The following is a 1,989-nucleotide window of genomic DNA, read 5'->3' on the forward strand; positions in this document are numbered from 1 at the left end:
GTACGACTGCGGCTGGGGGGAGAACCAGCGCTGGCGGTTCGAGGACCTCGGCGACGGCTACGTCCGCATCGTCGCCAAGCACAGCAACAAGTGCCTCTCCACCGAGGACGGATCGAACCGGGTGGGCGCCCGCCTGGTCCAGACCGAGTGCGGTACCGGTGCCGGCCAGGCGTGGAAGGTCACCCGGGTCGGCGCACCGACCGACCCGACCGGCCCCACCGACCCGACGGGTCCGACCGACCCGTCCGGTGGTGGCACCCCGGACAAGGTGGGCCAGCCGATCAGCACCTCGGTCAAGGCCGGCGCCCTCACCATGACCGCCGCGACCGACGCCGTCCGGCTCCCCCCGGTCGCCTTCGGGACCGGCGGGGCGTCGACCGGCACCCTGAACCCGGCGACCGTCAAGGACTTCCGCGGCGGTGAGGCCGGCTGGTCGCTCACCGGCAAGGTCACCGACTTCACCGGCCCGCGCGGCAGGATCGAGGCGGCCCGGCTGAGCTGGACCCCGACCTGCTCCACCAAGGCGAAGAGCCCGAGCACCTGCCTGACCGGCAGCGCCGGAACCGTCGGCACGGACGGCGCGACCCTGGCCTCCGCGCCCGACGGAGCCCTGACCGGTGGGGAGTTCACCGCCGGTGCCACGGTCTCGCTGGACGTCCCCGAGTTCGCCCCCGTCGGCGACTACACCGGAACGCTGACCCTCACCCTCCTCTGATCGTGCCCCGGGTGCCGGACGTCGCGCGTCCGGCACCCGGGATCCAGGAAAGCCGGCGAGCCATGCGCAGAGCCACCGTTGCCACCCTCCTCCTCGTCGTCCTGACGGCGTTCCTCCCCCTCCAGGCCCGGGCCGCGGACAACGGCGAATGGTCGGTCGAGCCGGCCGACTCCGCGATCACTCCGCGCACGGCCTTCCAGCTCTCCGCGCGCCCCGGCACGACCTTCGCCGACCGCGCCGTCGTCACCAACAGCACGGGCGAGCCGCTGACCCTGCGCCTCCACGTCGCCGACGCGTACAACACGCCCCGCGACGGAGGGCTGGCGGTACGCGGCCGTGAGGAGACCCCGCGCGACGTCGGCACCTGGGGAAGGCCCGAGCAGGACGTCGTGACCGTCCCCGCCCACGCGTCCGTCACGGTCGCCTTCACCCTGACGGTCCCCGGTGACGCCCCGCCCGGCGACCACGTCGGCGCCCTCGTGGCGGTCGACGAACGGGTCCGGCCGGGAGCCGGTTCCTTCATCGGTGTCCGGCGCGCGGTCGGGGCCCGGATCCACCTGCGGGTCGAAGGCGCGCGGCACCCGGCCCTCGCGGTCGAGCGCCTGCGCCTCACGACGAGGAATCCGGCCGTCCCGGGGACGGGCGACAGCAGCACCGCCGTCACCTTCACCCTGCACAACACCGGGAACGTGACGCTCGACCCCCGGGCCTCCCTGCGCGTCGGGGGATTCTGGGTCGGCGGGCCCGCGACGAGGCACCTGACGAACCTGCCGACCGAGCTGCTCCCGGGCGAGAAAGTGCAGGTGACCGAGAGCTGGGAGGGGGCGCCCTCGGGCTGGGGCGAGGTGGCGGTCACAGTGACCGCGAGCGGCATCGGCGCCACCGGCTCCGCCGGCTTCCTCGACCTGCCGTGGATCCTCCTCGCCGCAGCCCTGGCCGTCACGGCCGGCGGGTCCGCCGTGCTGCTGGCCAGGCGTCGCCGCGGCGGCCGAGGGCGAAGCGCGGCGCGCTCGACGGCCGGCTGAGCCGCCGGGCCGGCCGTTGGTGCAACAGCTGCGGGGGCTACCTGGCGATCGGTTGCGACGCGAACCGGGCCCGGCCCCCGGCCCGCGTCGTTCGCCGACCTGCTCGAACCCGCGCGCCGGGGCACGGTCGTGCTGAACGGCAACCCCGGCACCGCCGGATCGGCCTTCGCCGGGGTGTTCGCGGCGGCCCCGGCGAGGTGCTGGACGTCATGGCGAAGAACGGCACCCTAGGGGTTGTCTGACAATTCC

Annotated in this window: 2 protein-coding genes; both read left to right on the forward strand. The window is 74.8% G+C overall.

All coding sequences use genetic code 11. The features are described from left to right. Positions 1–715 (forward strand): RICIN domain-containing protein (locus tag VR45_RS43155; RefSeq protein ID WP_199926100.1); only part of this gene is annotated, 715 nt, incomplete at its 5' end. Between the two features lie 62 nt (positions 716–777). Continuing rightward, positions 778–1,740: a hypothetical protein gene (locus VR45_RS39870; protein ID WP_045944865.1), complete on the forward strand. Its 963-nt coding sequence runs from the start codon at positions 778–780 to the stop codon at positions 1,738–1,740. Positions 1,741–1,989 lie beyond the last annotated feature (249 nt).

The sequence above is a fragment of the Streptomyces sp. NRRL S-495 genome (genome assembly GCF_000966955.1).
In the GTDB taxonomy this organism is placed as follows: domain Bacteria; phylum Actinomycetota; class Actinomycetes; order Streptomycetales; family Streptomycetaceae; genus Kitasatospora; species Kitasatospora purpeofusca.

Coding starts and splice junctions, on each gene's coding strand:
- VR45_RS39870 (WP_045944865.1), top strand. CDS start 778: ATGCGCAGAGCCACCGTTGCCACCCTCCTCCTCGTCGTCCTGACGGCG.